This window comes from Hanstruepera ponticola, from assembly GCF_012931685.1.
GTDB lineage: Bacteria > Bacteroidota > Bacteroidia > Flavobacteriales > Flavobacteriaceae > Hanstruepera > Hanstruepera ponticola.
In genome coordinates this window covers 44,172-63,360 of sequence record NZ_JABANC010000008.1, presented here as the reverse complement: position 1 = coordinate 63,360, position 19,189 = coordinate 44,172, and the positions used below count along the sequence as shown (strand labels likewise).

At 32.4% G+C, this 19,189-nt stretch carries 14 protein-coding genes; 6 read left to right on the top strand and 8 right to left on the bottom strand.

The features are described 5' to 3' along the window. Positions 1–9 precede the first annotated feature (9 nt). The 5 genes from HGK31_RS13850 to pabB are packed head-to-tail and all read right to left on the bottom strand — an operon-like array spanning position 10 to position 7,599. Positions 10–972: a YheT family hydrolase gene (locus tag HGK31_RS13850; protein ID WP_191860852.1), complete on the bottom strand. Its 963-nt coding sequence runs from the start codon at positions 970–972 to the stop codon at positions 10–12. A gap of 1 nt (position 973) precedes the next feature. Continuing rightward, a complete protein-coding gene (gene ade, locus HGK31_RS13845; RefSeq protein WP_191860850.1) occupies positions 974–2,596 on the bottom strand; it encodes an adenine deaminase in 1,623 nt (540 codons plus the stop codon). Between the two features lie 3 nt (positions 2,597–2,599). After that, positions 2,600–4,978 (bottom strand): protein-disulfide reductase DsbD family protein, encoded by a 2,379-nt coding sequence (locus HGK31_RS13840; protein WP_191860848.1) that lies wholly within the window; start codon positions 4,976–4,978, stop codon positions 2,600–2,602. Then, a complete protein-coding gene (tilS, locus tag HGK31_RS13835; RefSeq protein WP_191860846.1) occupies positions 4,975–6,291 on the bottom strand; it encodes a tRNA lysidine(34) synthetase TilS in 1,317 nt (438 codons plus the stop codon). The genes HGK31_RS13840 and tilS overlap by 4 nt, the downstream gene beginning before the upstream one ends. A 15-nt stretch (positions 6,292–6,306) precedes the next feature. Continuing rightward, positions 6,307–7,599, bottom strand: coding sequence for an aminodeoxychorismate synthase component I (gene pabB / locus HGK31_RS13830; RefSeq protein ID WP_233451134.1), 1,293 nt, complete (start codon positions 7,597–7,599; stop codon positions 6,307–6,309). A gap of 92 nt (positions 7,600–7,691) precedes the next feature. Between pabB and HGK31_RS13825 the strand changes: the two genes are divergently transcribed. Then, complete coding sequence (locus HGK31_RS13825) at positions 7,692–11,219, top strand: TraB/GumN family protein (RefSeq protein ID WP_191860844.1); 3,528 nt, start codon at positions 7,692–7,694, stop codon at positions 11,217–11,219. A 28-nt stretch (positions 11,220–11,247) separates the two neighbouring features. Continuing rightward, a complete protein-coding gene (locus tag HGK31_RS13820; protein ID WP_191860842.1) occupies positions 11,248–12,612 on the top strand; it encodes a DEAD/DEAH box helicase in 1,365 nt (454 codons plus the stop codon). A gap of 3 nt (positions 12,613–12,615) precedes the next feature. Here HGK31_RS13820 and HGK31_RS13815 read toward each other — a convergent pair whose 3' ends face one another. The 3 genes from HGK31_RS13815 to HGK31_RS13805 all read right to left on the bottom strand — a co-directional run bounded on the left by HGK31_RS13815 (position 12,616) and on the right by HGK31_RS13805 (position 16,046). Beyond that, positions 12,616–14,031 (bottom strand): SDR family oxidoreductase, encoded by a 1,416-nt coding sequence (locus HGK31_RS13815; RefSeq protein WP_191860840.1) that lies wholly within the window; start codon positions 14,029–14,031, stop codon positions 12,616–12,618. A gap of 354 nt (positions 14,032–14,385) precedes the next feature. Continuing rightward, entirely contained in the window at positions 14,386–15,615 is a 1,230-nt protein-coding gene (locus HGK31_RS13810; protein ID WP_191860838.1) for an alpha/beta hydrolase-fold protein, read from the bottom strand. Between the two features lie 23 nt (positions 15,616–15,638). Beyond that, the gene (locus HGK31_RS13805; RefSeq protein ID WP_191860835.1) at positions 15,639–16,046 is read right to left on the bottom strand and encodes a MotA/TolQ/ExbB proton channel family protein; all 408 of its coding nucleotides are present in this window, start codon (positions 16,044–16,046) and stop codon (positions 15,639–15,641) included. A gap of 212 nt (positions 16,047–16,258) precedes the next feature. On the opposite strand from HGK31_RS13805, the gene HGK31_RS13800 reads away from it, so the two are divergent. The 4 genes from HGK31_RS13800 to HGK31_RS13785 all read left to right on the top strand — a co-directional run bounded on the left by HGK31_RS13800 (position 16,259) and on the right by HGK31_RS13785 (position 19,107). Beyond that, positions 16,259–17,293, top strand: coding sequence for a sensor histidine kinase (locus tag HGK31_RS13800; RefSeq protein WP_223115353.1), 1,035 nt, complete (start codon positions 16,259–16,261; stop codon positions 17,291–17,293). After that, a complete protein-coding gene (locus HGK31_RS13795) occupies positions 17,294–18,010 on the top strand; it encodes a LytR/AlgR family response regulator transcription factor (protein ID WP_223115352.1) in 717 nt (238 codons plus the stop codon). 210 nt (positions 18,011–18,220) lie between these two features. After that, on the top strand, positions 18,221–18,685 hold the full coding sequence (locus HGK31_RS13790; protein WP_191860831.1) for a hypothetical protein: 465 nt from the start codon (positions 18,221–18,223) through the stop codon (positions 18,683–18,685). Between the two features lie 2 nt (positions 18,686–18,687). Continuing rightward, a complete protein-coding gene (locus tag HGK31_RS13785; RefSeq protein ID WP_191860830.1) occupies positions 18,688–19,107 on the top strand; it encodes a hypothetical protein in 420 nt (139 codons plus the stop codon). The last annotated feature ends 82 nt before the right edge of the window (positions 19,108–19,189 follow it).

Sequence of the window (19,189 nt, the reverse complement as noted above, 5' to 3'; positions counted from 1 at the left end):
GAAAAAATTTCAACTATTTTCAAGAACAAACTCCAAAGCTCGTTTCTCATTGTAATAAGACTTACCATACAAATGAAAACCCACATGACCACCATACTTGGGCATTTCTAAAAACAATTGAGCATTTTGTTTGGCTTCTTTTACTGGGTAACATTCTGGAGACAAAAACGAATCGTTTAACGCATTTAAAATTAAGGTTGGGGTTTTAATAGTTGATAAGAATTGGAGACTACTGCATTGACTATAATAATCTCGAGCATCCTTAAAACCATGTGCTTTTGAGGTATATACATCATCAAAATCTTTTAAAGTTTTAATACTTTTTATATCTTCTACAGATAATTTATCAGCATGAAGTTTTTGCTTTCTACGTAATCTTCTTACCAAATAATTTTTAAAATTTTGATGATAGGCTAAATTTTTAACCTTATGTAATTCTTGGCATGAACCATATAAATCACAAGGTACAGAAACAGCAACACCTGCTTTTATTTCATTTGGTATATTATGTCGTTCTCCCAAATATTTTAGTAACATATTGCCTCCTAAACTAAAACCGTTAATACTGATTTTAGAGTATGTTTTTGTCTTTAAAATATGATTAATAACAGCCTCTAAATCTTCTGTAGCTCCGGAATGGTAAGATCGATATTGCAAATTATCCTCGCCACTACAGCCTCTAAAATTGACACAAACAGCATCAAATTTATTGTTATTAAAAAGTTTGGCTACACCTGTTATATAAGGCCTCTGACCATTCCCTTCTAAACCATGGAGAATGATAATAAGTTTATCAGATTTTTGTTCAGTATAACTCCAGTCTAAATCTAAAAAGTCATCGTCAGGAAGTATTAATCGTTCTCGATTTTGAATAACGCCATTTACTCGTCTTATTAAACCTGAATAGATAGTTGACACATGCCCATTTCTAAAAAAATAAGGTGCTTTGTAGGTTGATTCTATTATTGGCATATCACTTTACTTCCAATGTTGTGAATTTAAAAGTTCTACCATCAAACAACCCTTTATCACTTAACTTCAATGAAGGAATAACCAATAATGCCATAAAACTCAAAGTCATGTAAGGTGCATGTAAAGTACTACCAAGTTGTTTAGCCACTTTATCCAATTCGGCATATTGCTTACCAATAGTTTCAGCGTCTTGGTCACTCATAATACCTGCAACGGGAAGTGGTACTATGTGTTCATCAGATTCAGAAACAGCACAGATACCACCTTTATTTTCAATAATGAGATTCACTGCCTTACAAATCATTTCATCAGAAATACCAACTGCTATAATATTGTGAGAATCATGCCCTACGGAACTGGCAATAGCACCTTCTTTTAATCCGAAATTCTTAATAAATGCCAATGCTGGTTTGTTATTGTTATAACGGTTGACAACGGACATTTTTAAAATATCTTTTTCAACATTGGAAACCAAATTGCCGTTTTCAATTGTAGCAGTTTCTATCAGTTCGTTCGTAACCAACTGACCTTCCAGAGCTTCAATAACTCGAATTTTTTTAACAGATGATTCAATTTTAAAATCCGTTTCAACTTTCTTTTCTGTGTTGAAATTGTTAAGAATCTGAAATGGTGCAGAAGGTATTTTAGATTTTCCTTTATCGAACACCAATTCACCATTAATATAAGTTTGTAATGTCTTAAAGTGTTTTAAATCTTCAACAACAATACAGTCTGCATAATCTCCTAATTTTAATAAACCTACATCAAGATTGTAATGTTTTACTGGGTTTGCACAAGCAGCTTGCAACACCTTAAAAACATCAATTCCTTTTGCTACTGCTCTAGCACACAATTGGTTTATATGCCCTTCTAATAAATCGTCAGGATGTTTATCATCACTGCAAAACATCATGTTTTCAAAATCTTCAGGCAATAAATCAATAAGCGCTTCAAAATTTTTGGCAGCACTACCTTCTCGAATCAAGATTTTCATGCCTTTTTGAAGCTTTTCTAGACCTTCTTCGTAGGTAAAACACTCATGATCGGTTGAAATACCTGCTGCAATATATTTCGTTATGTCTTTTCCTCTAACACCTGGCGCATGCCCATCAACAGGTTTGTTGTAGTGTTTAGCCCAAGCTATTTTTTTTAAAACTTCGTCGTCGTCAAATAATACACCTGGGTAATTCATCATTTCGGCTAAATACTTAATGTCAGGATTAGCCATGAGCTGTTTGATATCATCCGAATCAACCACTGCTCCCGCAGACTCAAAACTAGTTGCTGGCACACAGGAAGGTGCTCCGAAATTGAATTTTAATGGTGTTTGTTTACCATTTTCAATCATAAAATCCACCCCTTCAACACCCAACACATTAGCAATTTCATGTGGATCAGAAACTGTTGCAACCGTACCATGCTTTACGGCTATTCTAGCAAATTCACTGGGTACCAACATGGAGCTTTCAATGTGAATATGAGCATCTACAAATCCAGGAAGAATATAATGCTTGATATTGTGATGCTTTTCTTCTATTTTAGAAATTACATCATTAGAAAAAGTAATTTCTCCAGAGAAAATTCTTCTGTTTGGTATATCAACTATTTGGCCTTGTAATTTCAAATTTTATTCCTCAAATCGTTCTAGTCCTTTTACTAACCACTCATAATACTCATCGGCATTTGGTGTATATGCTGTTGTGTGATTTAAAAGTTCCATATCGTGATTGAGCAAAACATAATATGGTTGGGAGTTGTTCTTAAAGTTTAGAGTTTGCAAAGTTGCCCATTTATCACCTATAGTTTTAATACTCTTAAGGCTACCATTCGCTTTTTTAAACTGAAACTGCTCATCTTTTGGAAGTTCTTTCCTATCATCAACATAAAGCGAAATAATTATATAATCTTCGTTTAGAACATCATAAACTTTATCTTGACTCCAAACTTGTTCTTCCATTTTGCGACAATTAACACAAGCCCAACCTGTAAAATCTAACATGATAGGTTTGTTTTCTGCCTTGGCTGCTTCCAATCCTGATTCCAAATCTTTGTAACAGTTTAACGCCAAAGGACATTCGGAATCTTTTTCATACAAGCTGTAAAACATTGGAGGCGGAAAACCACTTAATAACTCCAAATTCGCATATTTGGTATTGGTTAAACCCGGTAATAAATAGATAACAAAGGCAAATACTAGAATGATAAAACTCCATTTGCTAAAACTAATTTTTTGAAATGGACCATCATGTGGAAATTTAATTTTACCTAATAAATACAGTAATAATCCAATTCCAATTATTATCCAAAGTCCAATAAATACTTCACGTTTCAATAATCCCCAATGTTCAACTAAATCTGCATTTGATAGGAATTTTAAAGCTAGAGCTAATTCAATAAAACCTAAAACAACTTTTACTGTATTTAACCAGCCACCAGATTTTGGTAAGGAATTTAGCCATTTTGGGAACATAGCAAACAATGTAAAGGGTAAGGCTAGTGCTAACCCAAAACCACTCATACCCAAAGTTAATTGTGTTGCACCACCATCACTAGACAATGAGCTTCCTAAAAGTGTTCCTAATATAGGTCCTGTACATGAAAACGACACAATTGCCAAGGTTAAAGCCATGAAAAACACACCTATCCAACCACCAATTTTGTTGGCTTTAGAATCTAAAGCGTTACTCCATGATGCAGGCAAAGTCAATTCGTAATACCCGAAAAATGAAAACGCGAAGGCGATAAAGATGACGAAGAAAATAATGTTCAACGTGACATTAGTGGAAACATTATTTAGGATTTCAGGATCTAAAGAATCTAAAACATGAAATGGCAAACTCAATAAAAAGTAAATTAGAAAAATAAAGAACCCATATAGCATGGCATTCGCCAATCCCTTTTTATCATCTCCTGAACTTTTAGTAAAAAAGGAAACAGTCAAGGGAATCATAGGAAACACACATGGTGTTAACAAAGCAATCAATCCACCTAAAAAGCCCAGTAAGAAAATTGTGAAATTACTTTTCTCTTTAACCTCTTCTGCTTCAAAATTATCCCAACCTGTTACATTTAAGTTTAATGCTCTGGATAAGGCCTTACTTTTATCATCAACTTCAACAGGAACAATTAAATCACTAGTGTTACCATCTAAAGGCGTGTAAAACGTAACTCTATTTGGAGGTAAACATCTAGTTTCATCACAAACCATGAAATAAACTTCAGCAGGTATAGTTTTTAAATTACTATCTGTTAATTTGATTTTTTGTACAAATCTAGCTTTATTAGAAAAATACTTAATATTCATATCAAAAACAGGATCAAAAACAGCCTTTGTGTCAGGCTCTGATGTTTTTCCAATGAGCTCATACCCTACTTTTTTATTAAAGGTAAACTCTGTGGCAATTGGACCATCATCACGTTCTAAATATTGCGAATACAAGTGCCATCCTTGTTCAATGGTTGCGATATACTCAACTTCATATTCATCATCTGTGAGCTTTTTAACATTAGACATCCATTTAACAGGTTCAAAAATTTCAGAATTTGAATTACGCTTTGGTAATTCAATATTAAAAATCTGACTATCAAAAATGCAACGCTCATCATCACATGCTTGAAAATCAACCTCACTTTTAATAACCGAAACTTCTGGATTTAATAATTCTATTTTTTGAGTAAATGTGGCACTACCATCAAAAAAGGTCAAGTCCATTTCAAAAACTTTATCAAACTTTGTAATGCTTTCACTCTCTTGTGTTTTACCAATAAGTTTAAAATCTTGTATTTGTGCGACAGAATCATATACAAACTCGGTTGGAATAGCACCTCCTTCAGGCAGATTCTGGGAATATAAATGCCAATGGTCATCAATAATAGCTTGATAGATAATATTGTATTCTGTATCAGAAATTTTCTCGGCTTCTGCAGTCCACTTTACCGGTTGTAATTGAGCTGAAATTGTGTTAAAAAATAATAAAGCGATACACAGTGTAAATAAATGCTTCATGAGGTTAGTTCTAATTTTAGTATCGTAGTTGTTTTGTCAGTTACTTTAAATCTATTGTCCATCCGGCTATTTAGAATCCAAATGATTTTATCATCATCAGACACCAATAATAGTGCTTGTTCTTTTTCAGGTAATGACCATTTTTCGTCCTTAAAAAATTTACTTAATTTCTTTTTTCCTGTCATTCCAAAGGGATAAAAATAGTCGCCTTTTTCCCATTTTCTTACGGTTAAGGGATATTTTAACAAATCTTTATCAACATATATCGACGAACGGTCTATTGTTGAGAAATTGGTTACAGTTTTAAATATCATATTGCCTATTGGCAATACTATTTCATGATCATGCTCTGTAACTTTAATGTTTTCGTGATCAGATTCATTATATAAACTTGTAATTATTAAATAATTTCTGTTTTTTATTAATCGATGTGTTTTGGATAATACAACTTTTCCAGATTGACTCGATAAAAGCTTATATACGTCATCCCATTCAGTAAAGCCAAAATCCTTTAACAACTCATATAAATATGCTTTAGGGCTCGAAAGTTTAAGTATTTTTTTTATGTCCACTAAAATATTGTCACCTTCAATTGCAACAACCTTTTTTTGAATACGTGTTATAGCATCCGCAATGATATTTTGTGAATCCTGTAAATGATTTTGAGTTTTGTCAAAACTCTGCAATAATTGCGGATTGAGTTCCTTTAGTATTGGAATGACATCATGTCGCAGTTTGTTTCTAAAATATTTAGTTGATGCATTACTACTGTCCTCTCGCCAAACAAGATTATTACTTTCGGCATATTCTAGAATCATTTCACGCGAAAAAGGTAATAACGGACGTACAATATGATCATTTGTTTCAGGAATGCCTGTCAAGCCTTCCAAACCTGTTCCTCGTGTAAGGTTTATCAAAAAGGTTTCCAAGTTATCATCGGCGTGATGGGCTGTTAAAACGTAATCAAAATGCAGTTGAGTTGCCAATTCCAAAAACCATTGATAACGTAACTCACGAGCCGCCATTTGAATAGATAACTTGTTTTCATTAGCATAATTTTCAGTATCAAAGCTTTCAACAAAAACTTCTAAATTTAAATCTTCAGCCAAATTCAACACAAAATCTTCATCGGCATCACTTTCTTTGCCTCTTAAATTAAAATTACAATGAGCCAGACTGATTTGAAGTTTCAATTGATGACAAAGTTGTGTAAGTACCACACTATCCAATCCACCAGAAATAGCAATCAACAATTTGCTTTTTTTTAGAAAAGGAAGGTTTTTATTAATATGATCTTTAAGCGAATTAATCATGCTCAAAAATAGGGTTTAATTTTCTAAAACGTCACGCATTGCTCTTGCTTTTACCAAGCACTCTTCATACTCCTTAAGCGGATCACTTTTGGCGGTTATTGCACTCCCAACAGAATAACTGACGTACTGATTAGTTTTATTGTACAAAATACTTCTAATTACCACATTAAAATCAAAGTCACCAGTAGGCGAAAAGTAACCAACAGCTCCAGAATAAACACCTCGTTTAGTTTCCTCAAGGTCTTCTATAATTTGCATAGCCGAAACTTTTGGTGCACCAGTCATGCTTCCCATAGGGAAAGTTGATTGAATCACATCAACAGGATTTGTGCCTTCTTCAACCATTGAAGTTACAGTTGAAATCATTTGATGCACTTGCGGAAAGGTATATACTTTGCACAATTCTGTAACCTTGACACTGCCTTTAATAGCCGTTCTAGACAAATCATTTCGAACCAAATCTACAATCATAATATTTTCAGAACGTTCTTTATGGTCAATTGATAGATTATCACGCAGTTGATTGTCCTCTTCAATGTTTTCAGATCGTTTGGCTGTTCCTTTTATAGGCTGGGAAATAATTTTGCTTCCTACTTTTTTCAAATAGCGTTCGGGAGAGGCAGACAATAAATACTTATCATGTAGTTTAATAAAAGTGGCGAAAGGTGGTTTTGAAATGGCATTCAGATTTTGATAGGCCAATAACGGATTTATTGATGAGGATTCAGCATAAAATTCTTGACAAAAATTAGCTTCATAAATATCACCTCGATGAATATGGGCTAGCATTTCAGCTAACTTTTTAAAATAATCATCCTTATGAATTCGCAATTTTATTTTTATTGGTTGAATCTCATAATCTTCAACATTTAAGGATGTTTTTTTGATAGCATCAATATCATCATCCAATTCATCATCTACGCAATTCAAATAGTGAATTTCTAATACATTACCATTAATAAAAAAGAGCTTTTTAGGTTGAAAAAAATACAAGTCGGGAAACTGCAAGCCGTCAAAATTATTAGATTCTAACGCTTCAATATCATTTTTTAAATCATAAGAAAGATAACCAAAAATCCAATCTTTTGTAGTGCTTTGGTAGTCTTTTAACTTTGAAAATCCATCATGAAAATCTGTTTGAATACTTGTAAAAGCATCAACGGCAAGAACAGCATCAAAACTTGAATAATCCTCGGAATAGTTATTGGAATCCATCCATGTAACTTCAGAAAACTGCTGACTCCAATTCAACAATTTTTGTTTATATTGTTCTACATTTTTAAGCTGTAGTTTTCTGAAAGTTCGCAAATTATTTTGTTTTATAATTTTCAAATTTATTAAGAAACTATGTAACTTGAATACTTTTATATAATTATCTACATCAAATTACTCATCCATTTATGCCTTACAAATACTCCAGTAAAACAAAGAGCAGCCTGCTAGTATGCCTTTTACTTTTTTTTATTGCTTTTGGTTTTTCACAAGATCGATCCAGTTATAATTTACTTTGGAAAATAGAAGGTAAAAATCTAACAAAACCTTCTTACATATTTGGTACTATGCATGTTGATGATATTAGGGCGTTTAAATTTAGTGATGCCGTAATGCCAGCTATTGAAGAAACAGAAATGTTTGCCTTGGAAGTAAATCCAGACTCGCTTGTAATTGCTATGACGAACAAGGTAATAGATAGAGACCCAAAAGATGTTTTTAGAGACGTATTATCTGACGAAGAATATCAACTTTTAGTTGATCGTTTTGAAGAAATAAACACCTACTCGTTTGAAGATTCAGAATTAAGAGATCCCAATACCATTTTAGCATTATTGATGCCAGAGACAGAAAAAGATGATGACCAATCCACTTTTGTTGATTTATATTTATACAATCAGGCTAGAACTATGCAAAAATCAATAACTGGTCTTGAGGATATGTACGAGCAACTTAACTATTTTGAAAATTTACCGCCAAAATATCAACGCTTATATATTTTAGATCAGTTGGAAGATGACGTTGAAACTCTAAATAACGACCTAGAAAAATTGACTAAAATTTATTATACAGGTAATATTCAAGCTATTGATTCAATGATTCAAACCTACCATGGATATGATTCAGAATTAATATCGCGTAATCAAGTTATGGTTAATAGTATTATGAAAATTACCCGAGATAATAGTCTGTTTTCTGCAGTTGGAGCGGCTCATTTGCCTGGAGAGAATGGCATCATAGCACTGTTGCAAAAAGAAGGTTATGATGTTACACCAGTTGAAGCAACTTTTAAAGGTGTTGCTGATACATATGTTGTAGACGAATCAAAAATGCTGTGGTATATTTTCAAAGATGAGGAATTAGGATACAGCATAGAAGTGCCAAACAAGCCCAATTATAGTGAAGACTTCCCTGGTTTTACAATTCATATGTATCAGGGTCTTAATGATAACAACCTGTATTTATTTAGCGGAATTAATGTTTCTTTCTATGATGACGACATGGATTTCAAAGCTTTAATTGAAAACTTCGTTAACACACTTACTGAAAGCTATGAAGGGGAATTAAGAAGCCTAACTGAAGTAGATATTTCAGATGGCATTAAATACATTGCAAAAATTGACATGCCAGATAATAACCTTATGCAATTACATGTTTTGGTTAAAGATAAGATGTTGTATTACCAAGGTGTTCAATCGGAGGATGATGATATTGAAAATAACAAATCTGTGATTAGATTTTTCAACTCATTAAAAACCAGCAAACCAGAAGCCATAGAGAATAAAGCTTGGATACATCATCATGATAATGTTGGCGCGTTTTCAATTGAATTACCTGACGAACCAAAGAACGTGTCACGAGAGCAGCCAAATCCATATGAAACTGATAGTGAACCATATATTCTCAATATGTTTATGGCAACTGATTATGCCAATGACAACAACTATATAGTACGTTACAATGATCATCCTACAGGATATTATATGGAAGATATCCAAGTTGGTTTTGATGAAATCAAAAAAAGCTTTGAAACTAAAGCCATCATTCTTAACAACGAGAAAACTATTTACCTTAGCGGTTATGAAGGTAGAGAGTATGAATTGCTGTTACAAGAAAAATATCATACCATCTGTAGAGTATATTATAGGGGTAATCGCATGTATTTACTTATGCTTCAAAAGTTGAACGAAACTGAAAAGGCTGATCCTGAAAGCCCCTTTTTAACTAGTTTTAAGTTTGAAGATTATGAAAGCCCCAGCACTTTAACCGCATTAAAACCGAAAGACAGCAATTTTGAAGTACAGTTTTTTGAAAAAAATAGACTGATTATTGATACCGTTGACTATGATGATTCTCATATAAAAAACTCTCACGATTATTATACAAAAAATCCAAAATCTGGAGGTGTCTATCAATTTGGATATAGTGATTTACAGGATTATTTTAAAATAAAATCATACGCCGAATTTTACGAGTTAAACAAGAACCATCTCCTTGGGTGGAATGACAGCCTTGTTAAGCAAGACACTGTAAAAGTTGCAAATGGTACTGGCCTTGATTTTTACATTTTGAATAAAAATAACAACCTAAAAACCAGATACCGTATTTGGCTACAAGACAAGCAATTCTTTATGGTTTCTGCTTTTGTTGCGGAAGAAGAACTAAATAATGATGTTACCAATCGTATTTTTAATTCTTTTGAAGTCAAGAAACAAAACCCTAAACCCTTTGATGTATTTTCATCAAAATCAGAACAGATTTTCAAGGATTTGAAATCTAAAGACAGTATTATTTACAAAAGAGCTTTTGGATCACTAACTTATTACGATTTTGAAGAATCTGATATCGAAAGCATTCATAAAGCCTTTTCCACAACTTATTCTGATAGCTTAAAAAATAATCAAATAAAAAATAGTTTAGTTACTATTTTATCTAATTTAAATAATGAAAGCACTTTGAAGGTACTGCAAAATGAATATGAGAAATCAACTACGTCTGATGCATTAAAAACCTCAATTCTTGTAGCCATTCCTGATTTAGCAAATACAGAGGCTATTGCAGTTTACACTGATTTATTATTCAAAAAACCTCCTAAAGATAGTGATAGCTACAATTGGGGCACGTTATCACTTTTTAAGGATTCACTGGCTTACGCCAACTCGCATTATAACAAACTATTATCACTTCTAGACCATACTAAATTCCGTCGTGATGTTCTTAATATTTCCACTGGAATACTCAAGGATTCTACTCTAAACAATCAAGTTGTGAAAGACGGATTTGATTCAATAACCAAATGGACTATGACCGATTTGGCTACTTATATCAAAAATAGCGAAACCGAAGATTATGATTACACCTACAATTCACTTATGTATGCTTACACTGGTTTATTTCATGAAACACAGGATGATAAGCAAGTAATCAAAGATTTTACCCAAGACATCATTTCAAAAGATTCGAATGAATGGATGATTTCTGAAGCTATTGAAATTCGTATTAAACATAATTTACATGTAGAAGACACTTTAATCAACAACTATTTAAAGAGTAAAAACCATAGGCTTGATATTATTAGAGCTTTTCATGACGCTAATAAGTTTCATGAAATACCTGATAACTATTTGGATGAAGCTTCACTTTCAGAAATTATTTTATACAATTATACCAGTGACGATTACGACGTTGATAACATCACCAATCTTGGTATTGTGACGCACGAAAATAAGGATTATTATATTTACTCATTCAACCATATCGTTGAAGAAGGAGAATCATCAGAAGATTATATCGGCATTGTAGGACCTATATCGCCTATTTCGCAAGATTCGCCATTGAATTTTCCAGATGCCTATAGCAATTGGGACTCAATTGAGGATGATTGGCAGTCCCAAGGCCTTAAATTAATTCCAGATTTAATTGAATATGGTTATTAATTCGCATTAATAAACATATTTTTGCATCATGGAACAGCCAACAACTTTTCAAGATTTAAAGCTCAACACACCTCTATACAATGCGTTAGATGATTTAGGTTTTGTACAGCCTACACCTATACAAGAACAAGCATTTAATATTGTTGCTTCTGGGAAAGATGTTGTTGGTATTGCTCAAACAGGAACAGGTAAAACCTTTGCCTATATGCTACCTGTACTACGAAATTTAAAATTCTCAAAGCAAGACAACCCACGTGTTTTAGTATTAGTTCCTACAAGAGAATTGGTAGTTCAAGTTGAGGAGGAAATTGAAAAATTGGCTAAATATATTAACGTACGTGTGCTTGGAGTTTATGGTGGTGTTAATATTAATACCCAAAAACAAGCAGTTGCGCAAGGGTTAGATATTGTTGTCGCTACACCAGGACGCTTGTATGATTTAGCTGTTAGCCGTGTACTGCAATTAAAATCCATTCAAAAGCTCATAATAGATGAAGTTGATGTCATGCTTGATTTAGGTTTTAGACACCAATTAATTAATATTTTTGACATACTACCTGAACGCAGACAAAACATAATGTTTTCGGCTACTATGACAGAAGATGTGGATGACTTAATTAATGATTTTTTTATCGCGCCTCAACGGGTTTCAATTGCGGTTTCTGGAACACCATTGGAGAATATAGCACAAACAAAATATGCCGTACCTAATTTTTACACAAAGTTAAATTTACTTAAACATCTACTTCAAGAGTCTGAAACCTATAATAGGGTTTTGGTTTTTGTAGCATACAAAAAAATGGCAGATCGCCTTTTTGATGCTTTGGAAGCATACTTTCCTAATGAAACCTGTGTAATACATTCTAACAAAACTCAAAACTACCGCTTGAGAAGTATTGAACAATTTCAAGACGGTGAACACCGTATTTTGGTGGCGACAGATGTTATGGCACGTGGTTTGGACATTAATGATATTTCACATGTTATCAATTTTGATACGCCTAATTTTCCTGAAAACTACATGCATCGCATAGGTAGAACAGGTCGTGCTGAACGTGAAGGTAATGCCTTGTTGTTTTATACTGACAATGAAATGGAGTCCATGCAAAAAATTGAAGAATTAATGCAAATGACTATCCCAAAATTACCAATTCCTGATAACGTTATTATCTCAACAGAACTTCTTGAAGAAGAACGACCACAAATAAAAGAGCGCAACAATCCCTTGAAACGTAAAGATGACGATGAAGTTGGACCTGCTTTTCATGAGAAAAAAGAGAAAAACCAGAAAGAAAATTTAGGTGGTTCTTATAAATTTAAGATTGCCAAAAAGTATAAAAAGCCTAAAACTAGAGGCGATAAAAACTACAATAAGCGTAATAAACGGAAATAGTGCTTATTCAGCTATTTTCTGTAGCATATTCTTAAAAATCAATCCATGAAAAGGCCATACGCTATACCAATACAATCGTCCATAAATTCCTAAAGGTCTAAAAGTAGCTGTTTGTATTATTTTATTGTCTTTAACCTTAAATTCCAACCAAGCCTCACCAGGTAATTTCATTTCAGCTAAAAGCAATAAGCGTCCCTCTTCCTTATTTGCATACAATACGCGCCAAAAATCAAGAGCATCACCAACATGCAATGTGTTGATATTAGTGCGACCTCGTCTTAACCCAACTCCACCTACCATTTTGTCTAAATACCCTCTAATTTGCCACAACCAATTTCCAAAGTACCATCCTGTTTGTCCTCCTATACTCCATATTTTATTAATTGTTGCTTCACGATTATTGAAGTCCATTTCACGTTTATCAATAAAACAACCATAAGTTGGCACTTGTATGAAATGTGAAATCTTATTATTCATGCCACTACTTACATATGCATCTTTCCAACTAGAAACAATTTCATTATTTTCAATTTTACTAAAGGCACGTTTCAGACACTCTGTATATCCCAGCGGCTTTAAATTCAGTAGTCTGTTTAAGTCATCATTTCTACAAATAACTTCAACTTTCATGCTGTCAACCAAAGCAACAGCCAACCTATATGACGTAGATGTTACAAAATACAACCAATATGATGATAATCTCGGTGTCATTACTGGTACAGTATAAATAAAACGCTTTAAACCTCTAACCCTTCCAAACTCTAAAAGCATTTCCTTATAGGTTAAAATATCTGGACCTCCAATGTCATAATTGCTATTATAAGTAGCTTTATGAAATAGTGTTTTAGATAGAAATTTAATGACATCAGAGATTCCAATAGGCTGGCAACTTGTATTCAACCATTTAGGCGTTATCATTACGGGTAGTTTTTCAACCAAATCCCTAATTATTTCAAATGAAGCACTACCTGACCCAATAATGATTCCTGCTCGTAGTGCAGTGAAATTGAATTTACCACTGCTCAATATATCCTCTACTTTTTTTCGTGAGGTTAGATGTTTTGACAGTTCATCTTCATTGATGATTCCCGTTAAATAAATAACATGATCAATGTTTGTTTTTGAAACCGCCTGCATAAAATTATTCGCTGAATCGGCTTCCAGTTTTTCATAATCAGCCGAAGATGACATAGAATGCACCAAATAGAATGCACCATCAATATCATTTGGAACATTGGCTAATGTCTCTTTTTTTAGCAAATCCAATTGAATAACGGATATTTGCTTTCTTAAATATTCTGGTGGACTAAACCTACTTTCATCACGCACACAACAAACTACGTCATAACCTAAATCACAAAGCACAGGTAATAAGCGTTTTCCAATGTATCCCGTTGCGCCAGTAAGAAGTACTTTCATTATTAAATTTTAAGAAGTGTAAAGATACGGCTTAAAAAAAAGACTTAAATAACTGCTTAAGAAAGAAAAAATCCCTCGCCTAGCGGCAAGGGATTCGCAAATAACCTCGTTTGTATTCAAAACCTTCCTAACAATAACTTATTACCATACATAAGTTCGCTCTGAATGTCAACTTGATTATTCGCAGCTGCACTATTAATCAGTGTCTAATATCTTTAAATTTTATTAGACACCAAAATTTAATTAAACCTATATAAAAAAGATTTGAACACATCTATTAACATCTTGTAAAACAGACAGGTATAAAAAAAACGACCATTTTAGTCGTTTTTTGTTTTTCAAAAATTGTTTGTTTTACAACTTTTTTAATTTTTCAAGTCTTTCTTTATGATAATCCGAACCGCTTATTTCAAATGCCTTTGAAACGCATCTTAAAGCATTAGCATAATCCTTTTGAGATTCATAATAATCTGCCATAGAGTCATATACATTGGCACTTTCAGGATAATACTGTATAGCTTTTTCGAAGTACATTTTAGATTTATCGGGTTGCCCCATTTCCATATTCATATAACCAGACATATTTAAAAGATCTTCAGGATATGGTGCTACTGAATAACCAAAATGAGCTTTTAATTTCGCTTCTCGATTTTCAATTATTCTTATTAATTCACTAACTGATGTTTCTGGGTTATTAATAGCATCAGTATTTTCCATTTGGTACCACTGAAAAAGTGATATCAAACCATCTTTAATTGAAGGTTGCGGAATAGTTCCATGTAAATCGTTAGCATAGAATTGCCATTCGTAATTAAGTCCGATTGATTCGTTTTTATCAATAAATTGGGCTAATTCAATATTAGAACGTGCAAACAAAGTATATTCAGAAGAATCTTGCATGACGTTGTCTATAGTTATACCAGAATCTTGCATGTGCAATTGTCCTCCTAAAGACATAAATAAGCCTTTTCCATTGAAATTCTTATTCAAAAAATCTGATTTAGCTTGTTTCATAATTTTTTGATCATCCCAATCTAAACTAGGATCGATACTTATATAATTTGCAAATAAATCTGGCTGATTTAGCATAGTATATATAGCAAATAATCCAGCATAAGAGTGCCCAATTAATGTTCTGTAATTGGTAACTGGGTATTTGCCCTCTATGTACGGAATGAGTTCGGTTTTTATAAAAGATAAGAAATGTTTTGCCTCACCATGTTCTTCATTATAAGGCATTCCGCGTCTTGATGTGATTTTTGAAGTCGTTAAATCTCTAGTTCTGTTTACAGCATTAGAAATACCTACGATAATCATTTCTGGCATAAAACCGCCACTATAAAAATCGTGAATATTAACAACTGTTGGCAGTAGTACATCGCCATCTAAAATATAAATAACAGGGTACTTTTCATTTGAATTTGCATTATAACTATATGGCAGTTGAACATAAATATCTCTAGATTCATTAAGGATATTAGAATAGACGCTATCTTTTTTTCCTATTTGATACAAATAGTCCGATTGGGCGCAGATAGTTTGTTGTAAAACAAGGCCAATAATTACATATAAAACTGTTCGCATTTTGATTTATTTGATTTTGTAGATTAGTCTTTTTGTAAGCCTCTTAAGATTAGGATACCTACTCGAGCAATAATAAAGGTTAATAAGCCATATACTGCCGTTAGTAAAGATACTTTTAATCCACCTGCAAAAATAGATGGGTCAGGATCACCCATGGCTTCAACAGAATCAAAGGCCGTAATTAATCCTATTACAGAAGCAAAAAAACCAATAACTAAACCCAGCAAACTACTATCTATAGCTAGTGCTAACATTTTTTTTGATTGATTGATATTCGTTTTTGCACTTAAAAATCCTTTGATTAAAAATACAATAGATAAGATTAAGCAAATGGTTATTAACGACATCATTAACGGACCACCTTCATTAAATCTATCAATAAAAGGATTTAAGAGAATCGCAACTTTAGGAAACAAAACGTAAAAATTCATAGTTGATGTTTTTAAATTAGAGTATGGTCAAATTTATACAAGTTAACGTGTTTACATTTTTAAATGCGATGAACAACCAAATTAGTTCTTGTATTAACCTTTCTGTTGAAACAAGACTAAAATCCGTTATTCATCTACAATTTATAATATCATATTAAAAACATCGTATTATTGTATTCAAAATATTTTGCGTGACAACCCAGAAAGTTATCTTGAAATTTATTACTCGAGCATTTTTACATGCTATATTTTGGTGTGCTGTACTGGTTTTTTTTACCTATTTTTTTGGAGCAGACAGTAAAAATTTTAATGATACACTACAATTTTCACTCTTCTTAATGCCTATTACAATAGCTACCACCTATGTCTCTATTTATAAACTTATTCCAGATTACTTAATAAAGAAACGGTATTTGAGTTTTGGTGTCTATAGTTTGTACACACTTATTATTTCGGGATACCTGATAATGGTTTCTATTTTCTTTAGTTTGATATATCTGGCTAATTTTGAATACAAGGATATGAATCCGCTTACCAGAAACATGCTGTTTGTAGGAACTGGTGTTTATCTGGTAGTTATTATTGTTAGCGCTTTTAAATTGCTAAAATTGAATCTAAAAAACACAGAAAAAACAAAACAGTTAGAGACTAAAATCCTAGAAACCCAACTAAAGCTTAAAGAACAAGAGCTTAACTATTTAAAAATGCAAATACATCCGCATTTCTTATTTAATACCTTGAATACGCTATATGGTTTTGCTCTAAAAAAAGCCGACGAAACACCTGAAATGATTTTAAAGCTTTCAAACCTTTTGGATTATTTACTCTATCAAATCAACAAACCTTTTGTATTATTAACCGATGAAATAAACCATATAGAAGATTATATTGAGTTAGAAAAAATGCGTTTTAATAACACGCTCAATACTAGTTTTATATATCACTCAATAAGCGAAACAACAAAAATTGCACCTATGCTCCTACTGCCTTTTGTTGAAAATAGCTTTAAACACGGAAGCCTCGTTGAAGGTGTTCTGACATTAGATATTACATTAACAACTCATGATGATACCATTGAGTTCAACATTACTAATAGTAGTTTGAGTGAAGCTTCTGATTTAGAAAATGGAATTGGACTACAAAACATTAAAAAGCGTTTAGATATATTGTATCATACTAAGTACCAACTTGACATTTCACAAGATAATTCGTTATTTCATGTCAAACTTATTTTAAAAACCGAATAATTGTCAGTAAAAACAAACATTAATTGTCTTATTGTTGATGACGAAGCTATCGCTCGCGAAGTTATTGCCACACATCTTTCTAAAATTGATGCTATTACTGTTGTAGCTAGTTGCAGTCATGCCATGGAAGCCTTTAATATTATTAGTACGCATGACATCAACCTCGTTTTTTTAGATATTAATATGCCAGAAATTAGTGGTATTTCCTTTGCAAAATCTATCAATAAGGATATAAGAATCATTTTCACAACAGCTTACCGTGATTATGCTGTGGAAGGGTTTGAGCTTCAAGCGGTAGATTATTTATTAAAACCCATTTCTTTTGATCGCTTACTAAAAGCCGTGAATACCTATTTTGATATCTATGCTACTTCAAACCAATCTGTTTTACCACAACCAGAAGCAAACCCATTTATGTTTGTTCGTGCAGACAGACGTATGATTAAAGTTGATTTTGATTCTGTAATTTACATTGAAAGTTACAGCGATTATATTAAAATACACTTACCAAACGAAACCATAGTAACACGAGAAACCATAACGGCTATTGAAGCCAAATTACCAGCAAAATATTTTTTACGCATTCACCGGTCGTTTATTGTTTCTATTGCCAATATTACCTCATTTACCAATGAGCATGTTGTGGTTGGAAACCAAGCCTTAACCATTAGCAGAAGTTATAAAAAAGAGGTGTTAAAGGTTTTGGAGCAGTATTAAGATGCAAAATATGGGATTCGCTTATAGGTGTTGTATAAGAATAGTTGCGTGTAACTAATCACATACTTTTCCGACTAAAATACCGTTAATAAAGATGCAATACAAACTTGTTTGGCAAAGAATTAGCTATTTTTTATATACGTTGTTAGCCATAGTTATTTATATTTGTTAAATATTTTGTAAATTGAATTTATAAAACCGTTAGCCAAAATGGAATGTTTATCTCCTAAATCAGCGATTGTTGATACTTTTTCTAGTGTGAGAAGCTTTTCTTTCGAAGAGAAAAAAGCTCCATTGTTAGATGAAGAAAAAGTAAATTCTCTTTTGGATGCTATACTTGATTTTAAAAGTAATTTAAAAGATAAAACTCAAAAAATCTACGATATTAATCAGAGAATTGAAAGTATTACTTGGCTTAATGATTTAGATGAAGAATGTTTAATGGTTTTGAATGACATAATTTCTTCCGCTAAAGATTTAAGGACTTCTTTGATTCGACAATACATTTCAATGAATTATTTGAGAAGAAAAGGTATTGCAAAAGAAGAAGTTAAAGATTTTAAAAATTCCATTGATGAATTGAAAGAATCTTATGAGGATTTAGAATCTGTATTCTTCTTTCTACCTGAAATGCCAGATTTTATTGAAACTACTCAAAAATTGTCTCTTGTTTAAAAATGGAATTATATTGTTTAGAGGACTTTAAGGTTGAATTTGAAAAACTAAAATCTAAAAAGTCGTATCGAACAATAGAACAGGAAATAATCAATTATTTTTTTGATAAAACATTAGAACAACTTCGTTCGGGAACAAGACTTAACCATAGTGATGAAATCCCTTATATTAAAAAAAGACTTGGTGGTCGTGGTGGATTCAGAATTTATTTTTTGTTAGTAATCAAAAAGGAATCACTTTACTTAATGTTTGTTCATCCTAAAACAGGCTCTCAAGGTTCAGATAACATTACAGACGAGTCAAAGGCATATTTATATAAAAAAGTTTTAGAGTGTATTCAGTCAGAGGATTTATATAAATTGTCCTTAAATGAGTCCAATAAGAAAATCATATTCGACAAATTAGTTAGCGTTCAGTCATAATTATGGCTAACGACTTGATATGAAATCGTTTTAATGTTTTATATCCTATGATAAGCGAAGTTAGCTTTTTCAAAATTTATAA